Source organism: Burkholderia sp. Ax-1720 (genome assembly GCF_011753035.1).
Classification (GTDB): domain Bacteria; phylum Pseudomonadota; class Gammaproteobacteria; order Burkholderiales; family Burkholderiaceae; genus Burkholderia; species Burkholderia gladioli.
This window is the reverse complement of record NZ_VWWK01000245.1, coordinates 1-8,348: the sequence shown is the minus strand read 5'-3', so window position 1 is coordinate 8,348 and position 8,348 is coordinate 1. Positions and strand designations below refer to the sequence as shown.

Sequence of the window (8,348 nt, the reverse complement as noted above, 5' to 3'; positions counted from 1 at the left end):
CCGAGCAGGTAGGCGCCCGGTGCGAGCCCCGCCTCGAGCGGCGCGGCGATGCGCCGGGCGGTCGCCGAGCCCGGCAGGTTCGCGTCGATCATGGCGAGGAACTCGATGCCGCGATCGCGCCCGACCAGCTGCATCGCCACCTCGTAGGCGAGGATGCCGCCGAAGGACCAGCCGGCGAGCCGGTAGGGCCCCTCGGGCTGGCGCTCGACGATCGCCTCCGCGTAATGCATGGCCAGCCCTTCCAGGGTGGCCGGCCGGCTCGCGTCGAGCGGCGGGCAGGGCAGGCACTCGAGCGGGCCGTCGGCGGCCAGGCCCGTCGCGAAGTCGGCCATGCCGTCGGCCAGGCCCGTGTAGTCGGGCAGCAGGAACAGCGTGCGCACGGCCGGCGCGGCCTGGCGCGGCTTCGAGGCTTGCCGCGCGGCGGCTGGCGCCGGGGAGGCGCTCACTTCGGCTATCAGGTTCATCGCATCGTCTCGCCATGGGGTTCGAAGCCGCGCAGCGCTGCCGGCGCATCGCCGTCGCGCGCCGGCTGCTCCGCTTCCTGGCGCATCGCCGGGCCGCCGAACCAGCGCACGAACGGAATCGTCATCGCGGTGGTGACCAGCGCCATGGTGACCAGGATCGCGTAGACATTGCCCGGCAACACGCCCATCTGCAGGCCCATGGCCAGCACCACCAGCTCCATCAGCCCGCGGGTGTTCATCAGCGAGCCGACGATGGCCGCGTGGCGCGGGTTCACGCCGCCGGCACGCGCGCCCAGGAAGGCGCCGCCGAACTTGCCGACGAAGGCCACCGAGAAGAACACCGCGAACCAGAACCAGGCGGCCGAGCTGGCCAGCACGTTGAGCTTGGCGTGCAGGCCCGCGTAGGCGAAGAACACCGGCAGCAGCACGGTGCGCACGAAGCCGCCGAAATGCGAATCCCAGTCCTCGCGCAGGTTCGGCAGGTCGCGCAGCAGGATCGCCGCGAACAGCGCGCCGAACACGCTGTGGAAGCCCAGCGCCGCGGTCGCCCAGGCCGAGGCCAGCACGTAGGGCACCAGGATCGCCAGCCGCTCGCCGGGCGAGGCCGCGCGCCGCGCCAGCGGGCGCACCACCAGCCGCACCAGCAGCAGCGAGGCGATGCCGAAGCCGATCAGCTCGCCGAGCACCTCCACGAACAGCGTGGCGCTCGAGCCGGCCACCGACAGCGAGGCGATCACGCCCAGCGCGAGCCAGCCGGCCAGGTCGGTGAGCATCGCCGCGCCCAGCGCGAGCTTGGCGGCGGGATGGCGGGTGAGCTTCATGTCGATCACCATCTTGCCCATCACCGGCACCGCCGAGACCGACAACGCGACGCCGCAGAACAGCACGTATTCGAGCTTGCGATAGCCGGCCGCCAGCGCGGGCCAGGACCAGAGCGCGGCGCCCAGGCCCAGCACGAAGGGCAGGGCCATGCCGCAGAACGCCACCAGCAGCGCCGGCCGCAGGGATTTCCCGCCGCTCGTCGAGCTGCCCAGCTCCATGTGCAGGCCCACGTCGAACATCAGCATCACCACGCCCACCTCGCCGAGCTGCGAGATGCCGGTCGAGGCGGCGGGGCCGAACACCATGCCGTAGAAGCCGGGGGTGATGGCGCCGACGATCGACGGCCCGAGCACGATGCCTGCCACGATCTCGCCGACCACGCGCGACTGGCCGACGCGCTCGGCCAGCGCGCCGAAACATCCGCACGCCACCACGATGATTGCCAGTTGAAGTAGCCAAAGCGTCATTCCGAGATTCTCCGAAAGTGTGGACCTCACGCGTGCGGGACGAGGCTGGAGGAGCCGGGGCGCAGACGATGCGAGCGATTTAACCAGCGATGCCGGCTCGCGTATGCAAGGGAAAGATGGGACAGGGCATTCGCATGCGGTGTCGCGCGAATGTTCCGCGAATGTCCCGCGAGTGTCCCAGTTTCGTGCGGCAGACATGCCCGGACCCGCATGATGAAATCCTGCCACTGTCCGAGTGACCGGGGAGGCGCGCCGCTGGCGAGCCGCCGCGCGTCGCTCGTCGCGTTGCGCAATGCCAGTTCCACGAGGCCATTCCATGGACGACACCGTCGTAGCCAATCAGCCCTTCCTTGCCGAGCAGCGGATCGAACGCTGCGTCGAGCGTCTGCGCCATATCGCCGGCCAGTTGCCGGGGCCGGTGCGCCTGCTGGTGCCGGGCGCCGAGGCGCGATCGCCGGAGCGCGAGCTGATCGCCGCCGCCTTCGAGCGCATCGGCGTGAGCCAGGTGCGCTTCATGGATGCCGAGGACGGCAGCCGTTCCTCGTTCGAGCATCTGCTCGGCCGCCACCTGTCGGAGGCGCTGGCCGCTGGCACGGCCGACAACGACGCGCGAATCGATTCGGAGGACGAACCGGATCGCGCCGCGGCGGGCCACGCGGCGGTAGCCGGCCTGGCGCCGCAGCGCATCGAGCGCGAACCCGGCGTGACGCTGCATGCCTACGCGGCCGGCGCGCCCGAGGCGCCGCCGCTGGTGATGGTGCTGCCGTTCGGCATGCCGCTGGCGCTCTGCGCGGGCTGGTTCGAGAGCCTGTCGCGCGAGTATCGCGTGCTGAGCTGGGAGACCCGCGGCCTGTTCGGCGCCTGCGACGATTTCAAGGCGGTGCGCGCCGACCTCGATGCCCAGGTCGACGACCTGTACGCGGTGATGCGGCATTTCGGGGTGGCGTCGGCGCAGCTGATGGGCATCTGCGGCGGCGCCGTGATCGCCGTCGCGGCAGCGGCGCGCGAGCCCGCGCGGGCCAGCGCGCTGAGCCTCTGGTACGGCGACTACCCGTTCGCCGACAGCACGCTGCGCACCCCGCACCAGGCCAATTTCGAGTGGCTGATGGAAGCCGCGGCGCAAAGCCTCGACGAGGCGCGCGACCTGCAGCAGATGTTCCTCGATCCCGGCACGCTGGCCACCACGCCGCCCGAGATCGCGCATCTCTCGCTCTATCCCTACGTCAACGCCGAGCTGCTGCATCGCTATGCGCGCATCAACGACGCGCTGAACAAGACCGACATCACGCCGTGGTTCGACCAGGTGCGGGCCCCGACGCTGGTGGTCACGGGCGACCGGGACACCACCACCCACGCGGGCGGCTCAGCCCTGGTCGCCCGGCGGATCGCCGGCGCGCGACTGGTGGTCGAGCCGGGGGGCACCCATACCGACTTCTTCGGCATGCCCGCGCCGTCGGCCGAGCTGGCGAGCGCCTTCCATCGCGAGCACGCGGTGTCGCCGGCCGCCGCTGCTCGCCCGGGCGCCGCGGCACCGGAACTCCGGTACGGCAGATGAACGGCACCCGGGCGGTGTCGCGGCCCCGGCCCCGACCCGCTCGCGCCGCCTTGCAGGCCGCCTGACGCGGATCCGCGCGGGCGGCCGCCTTCGCGCGATCTCGCCATCGTTTCGCAAGCTGGACCGGCTCGGTCATCGGTGCCGGGACTTTTACACAGGAGGATGTCCAGTGTTTTCTACTGAACCGGCACGTTCGGGTAGTGCGGCTGCCACGCAGCCGTCCGGAGCGCGCTCGCTACACGCGGCGTTCCATGAGCAGGCGCTGCGTTTCCCGGATCGCGTCGCGGCGTCCGATGGCGAACGCAGGCTCGGTTACGCGGAACTCGACCGCATGTCGTCACGCCTGGCGGGCGAATTGCGCCGCGCCGGCGTGACTCCCGGCATGGTGGTCGGCCTCTACGTGGGCCGCAGCGTGCAACTGCTGGTCGGCCTGCTCGGCATCCTGAAGGCAGGCGCGGCCTACCTGCCCATCGATCCGAGCTATCCGGCGCAGCGCGTCGCGCACATCGTCGAGGACAGCGGCCTGTCGGTGCTGGTCGACGAATCGACCGAGCCCGCGCCGCTGGCCGGCCGGGCGGTGCGCAGCGTGCATCTCGACGCGCTGTGGTCGGCGCTGGCGGCGCCGGGCGCGGCCGACGAGGCGCACGAGGTCCATGCCTCGAACCCCGACGACCTGGCCTACGTGATCTACACCTCGGGTTCGACCGGCAAGCCCAAGGGCGTGATGGTCGAGCATCGCAACGCGCTGCGCCTGGTGGCGCGCACCGGCGCGCTGTTCGGCTTCGACGAGCGCGATGTCTGGTCGATGTTCCACTCGATCGGCTTCGACTTCGCGGTGTGGGAAATCTGGGGCGCCTGGCTGAGCGGCGCCCGCGTCGAGATCGTGCCCTACGCGGTCTCGCGCGCGCCCGAGCAGTTCCGCGCCTGGCTGGCGAGCACCGGCGTGACGGTGCTGAACCAGACGCCCTCGGCATTCCGCAACCTGGAAGCCGCCGATCGCGCCGGCGGGGCGCCGCTCGCGCTGCGCCACGTGATCTTCGGCGGCGAGGCGCTCTCGCACGCGGTGCTGGCGCCCTGGATCGCGCGCCATGGCGATCATGCCCCGGCCTTGACCAACATGTACGGCATCACCGAGACCACCGTCCACGTCACCCACCAGCGCGTGACGCGCGCCGCGGTGGAGGCCGCGCCCGAGGCGATGGCCTCGATCGGCGTGGCGATCGACGACCTGCGCCTGCACCTGCTCGACGCGCAGCGCAAGCCGGTGCCCGACGGCGCGATCGGCGAGATCTACGTGGAGGGCGCGGGCGTTGCGCGCGGCTACCTGAACCAGCCGGCGCTGACCGAGGAACGCTTCGTGTCGCTGGCCACCGCCGAGGGCACCACGGTGCGCGCCTACCGCTCGGGCGACCTGGCGGTGCGCGGCGAGGGCGGGCTGGTCCACGCCGGCCGTGCCGACGACCAGATGAAGATCCGCGGTTTCCGGATCGAGCCGGGCGAGATCGAGGCGGCCCTGCAGCGCAGCGCGCGAATCCGCGCGAGCCACGCCTGCGGCCACGATTTCGGCGACGGCGACCTGCGCGTGATCGCCTACGTGGTGCCGGCCGAGGGCGCGAGCCTGGCTGCCGCGGACGAAGCCGCGCTGCGCGAGGCCGCCGCGCGCGACCTGCCCGACTACATGCGTCCCTCGGTGTACGTGGCGCTGGCCGCGCTGCCGCTCACCGAGCACGGCAAGATCGACCGCCGCGCGCTGCCCGCGCCGGGCGCCGCGCCGGCGCAGGCGGCGCCCGCCATCGTGCTGGACGAGGAGCAGTCGGGCGTGCTGGAGGTATGGCGCGACCTGCTGGGCCTGAAGACGATCGGCCTGCACGACGACTTCTTCGATGCGGGCGGCACCTCGCTCGCGCTGATCCGCTCGATCGCCGCGATCAAGGCGCGCTTCCGGATCAATCTCGACCTGAGCGCGCTCGCCAGCGGCGCGACCGCCCAGGCCCTCGCCGACGTGATCCGGGCCAATCGTGCCGGCCTGGCGCTGCAAGCCAAATGACCCTCAAGGAAATCGAATCATCATGGACGCACTGACTACTACCCGGAATTTCCAGCTGACCGACGAGGAACTGGCCTCGTTCCGCAAGAACGGCTATCTCGGCCCGTTCACGCTGTACTCGCCGGAGGAGATGAAGGCCGAGTGGCGCAAGGCGCGCCTGCGCCTGCTGGATCGCAGCCAGGCCGCCTACCAGGATCTGGACGCCGTGTCGGGCCAGACCAACATCGCCAACTACGACCGCCACCTGGACGACGACTTCCTGGCCGACCACATCATGCGCGCGGAGATCTGCGACCGCGTGTCGGGCATCCTCGGGCCGGAGGTGATCTGCTGGCGCACCGAGTTCTTCCCGAAGTACCCGGGCGACGAAGGCACCGACTGGCACCAGGCCGACACCTTCGCGAACGCCTCGGGCAAGCCGCAGATCGTCTGGCCGGAGAACCGCGAGTTCGGCGGCACGATCACGGTCTGGACCGCCTTCACCGACGCGATGAAGGACACCGGCTGCCTGCAGTTCATCCCCGGCACGCACACCGCGATGAACTACGACGAGACCAAGCGCATGCGCTACGACCCGGACGCGCTGACCGGCGTCGAGAAGGAAGGCATGCGCCGCGGCTTCTTCGGCTATGACTATCGCGAGCTGCAGATCGACAAGGACTGGAAGCCGGACGAGGCGGCGGCCGCGGCGATGGAGATGAAGGCCGGCCAGTTCATCATCTTCTGGTCGACCCTGATGCACGCCTCCTACCCGCACGCGGGCAAGACCGAGGAGATGCGCATGGGCTTCGCCTCGCGCTACGTGCCCTCCAGCGTGCACGTCTACCCGGACACCGACTACGTCGAGGAATACGGCGGCAAGATCAGCCTCGAGCGCTACGGCTCGGTGCAGGTGGTCGGCGACCACACGCCCGCCTACAACCGCATGGTCACGCACACCACGCGCGGCAAGAAGTTCGAGCGAGGCTGAGCCACGCATGGCGCCGCGCATCCGTCCCGCCGTTGCCGTGCTGAACCGTGCGCGGCGCGGGATGCGCCGCGAGCCGGCGCGCGCGTTGCGTGCGGCGCACGCGCTGGCGCTCGTCCTGCTGGCCGGGCAACTGGCCGGCTGCATGCTGGGCCCCGACTACCGGCGGCCCGATGCCGGGGCCCTCGGCATCCCCGAGGCCTGGCACGCCACCCTGCCGCACGGCGGCAGCCTGGTCGAGCTGAGCGAATGGTGGCGACGCTTCGACGATCCGGCGCTCAGCGCGCTGATCGCCGCCGCGCAGGCGGACAACCCCAATATCGACGCGGCGGTGGCGCGCGTGCGCGAGGCACGCGCGATCCGGCGCGGCAGCCTCGCGCCGCTGCTGCCGCAGCTCAACGCGACCGGCTCCTTCGAGCGCTCCAACGGCAATACCCAGGCCGTCACCTCCAATGACGTCAGCCAGCCGCAATCGCTGCAGGAAAGCGAGCTGAACACCACGCGCGGCGCGCTCGAGGCCTCCTGGGAAATCGATCTGTTCGGCCGCCGCCGGCGCGCGGTGCAGGCCGAATCGGCGCGCAGCGACGCGGCCGTCGACGACTGGCACGACGCGCGCGTCAGCGTGGCGGCCGACGTGGCCGACAACTACGCGGCGCTGCGCGAATGCGAGGCGCTGCTCGAGGCGCGCCGCGACGAGCAGCGCTCGCGCGAGCGCTCCGACGCGCTGGCGCGCTTGCGCGTGCAGGCCGGCTTCCTGTCGCCCACCGACGCGGAATTGCCGATCGCCTCGGTGGCCGAGGGGCGCAATGCGCTGGTGCAGCAGGCCAGCCAGTGCGAGCTGGACCGCAACGCGCTGACCGCGCTCACCGGCATGGCGCGCGGGCCGCTCGACACGCTGCTGAAGCCCGGTTATGCGCGCATGCTGGTGCCGCGCGACGGCGCGATCGTCGCCCTGCCGGCCAGCTCGATCGAGCAGCGCCCCGACGTGCGCTCGGCCGAGCGCGCGGTGGCCGCCGCCAGCGCCGAGATCGGCGAGGCGCGCGCGGCGCGCTTCCCGCAGCTCTCGCTGACCGGCTCGATCGAGGTCGACCGCTATCACATCACCGGCCAGTCGCTGACCCTGCATCCCTGGGCCTTCGGGCCCTCGCTGAGCCTGCCGGTGTTCGACGGCGGCAGCGGCGCGGCCAACGAACGCGCCGCGCGGGCCCGCTACGAGAGCGCGATGGCGAACTATCGCGGCAAGGTCCGGCAGGCCGTCAACGAGGTGGAGAACGCGCTGACGCGCGTCGATGCCTCGGTCGAGCTGGAGCGCAGCGCGGTCGAGTCCGAGCGTCACTACCGGCTGTATTCCGAGGCGACCGACCGGCAGTTCCAGGCCGGCAGCCGCGACGTGCTCGATGTCGAGACCGCGCGCGGCGAGTTGATCGCCAGCACCCAGTCGGTGGCGGTCGCGCGGCTCGAGCGCGCGCAGGCCTGGATCGCCCTCTATCGCGCGATCGGCGGCGGCTGGCAGGAGCCGGACCCGGCGCTCGCGCTCGCGCAGCCCACGGACCCCGGCCATCAGGACGGCAAGCAAGGCGGCACGACGCTGACACCATGAATCTTCCCTTTCGATACACCGCGATGCTGGTGCTGGCACTGGCCAGCGCCGCCTGCGGCCCGTCCCGGCCCGTGTCCGAGGCCAACGCGGCCACCGGCGCGGCCAGCGCGGCCGAGGCGCCCACCGCGCTGAGCGTCACCACGGTCGCGCCCGATACTCGCCGCTGGGCGCGCAGCATCCTGGCCAGCGGCAGCGTCGCGCCGTTCGAGCCGGTGGAGATCGCCGCGCCCGCCAACGGCATGCCTTTCGCCACGGTGCGGGCGCAGGTCGGCGACCCGGTGCGCGCCGGCCAGGTGCTGGCGACCATGGAGGTCGCCGCGGTGCGCCTGCGCCGCGCTCAGACCCTGGCCGAGGTGGACGAGGCGCGCGCCAACCTGGAGCAGGCCGATGCGCAACTGGCCGGCTCCAGGCTGCTGGACGCCTCGA

General features: G+C 71.8%; 6 protein-coding genes and 1 pseudogene. 5 read left to right on the top strand and 2 right to left on the bottom strand.

What is annotated here, in order from left to right; translation table 11 throughout:
• Positions 1 to 464 (bottom strand): thioesterase domain-containing protein (locus tag F3J18_RS34020; RefSeq protein WP_240156488.1); only part of this gene is annotated, 464 nt, incomplete at its 3' end.
• On the bottom strand, positions 461 to 1,753 hold the full coding sequence (locus F3J18_RS34015) for a cation:proton antiporter (protein ID WP_166916481.1): 1,293 nt from the start codon (positions 1,751 to 1,753) through the stop codon (positions 461 to 463). The genes F3J18_RS34015 and F3J18_RS34020, both read right to left, overlap by 4 nt.
• Positions 1,754 to 2,069: 316 nt before the next feature.
• Here F3J18_RS34015 and F3J18_RS34010 point away from each other — a divergent pair, with 316 nt between their 5' ends.
• From F3J18_RS34010 to F3J18_RS33990, 5 genes and pseudogenes are all read left to right on the top strand, one after another.
• Complete coding sequence (locus tag F3J18_RS34010; RefSeq protein WP_166916479.1) at positions 2,070 to 3,308, top strand: alpha/beta hydrolase; 1,239 nt, start codon at positions 2,070 to 2,072, stop codon at positions 3,306 to 3,308.
• A gap of 169 nt (positions 3,309 to 3,477) precedes the next feature.
• A complete protein-coding gene (locus tag F3J18_RS34005) occupies positions 3,478 to 5,355 on the top strand; it encodes an amino acid adenylation domain-containing protein (RefSeq protein WP_345892543.1) in 1,878 nt (625 codons plus the stop codon).
• A gap of 22 nt (positions 5,356 to 5,377) precedes the next feature.
• Positions 5,378 to 6,325, top strand: coding sequence for a syringomycin E biosynthesis L-threonyl-[L-threonyl-carrier protein] 4-chlorinase SyrB2 (gene syrB2 / locus F3J18_RS34000; RefSeq protein ID WP_166916477.1), 948 nt, complete (start codon positions 5,378 to 5,380; stop codon positions 6,323 to 6,325).
• Between the two features lie 7 nt (positions 6,326 to 6,332).
• Positions 6,333 to 7,922 (top strand): efflux transporter outer membrane subunit, encoded by a 1,590-nt coding sequence (locus F3J18_RS33995; RefSeq protein ID WP_166916475.1) that lies wholly within the window; start codon positions 6,333 to 6,335, stop codon positions 7,920 to 7,922.
• A pseudogene (locus F3J18_RS33990) lies at positions 7,919 to 8,348 on the top strand (biotin/lipoyl-binding protein); the annotation flags it as partial. The gene F3J18_RS33995 and the pseudogene F3J18_RS33990, both read left to right, overlap by 4 nt.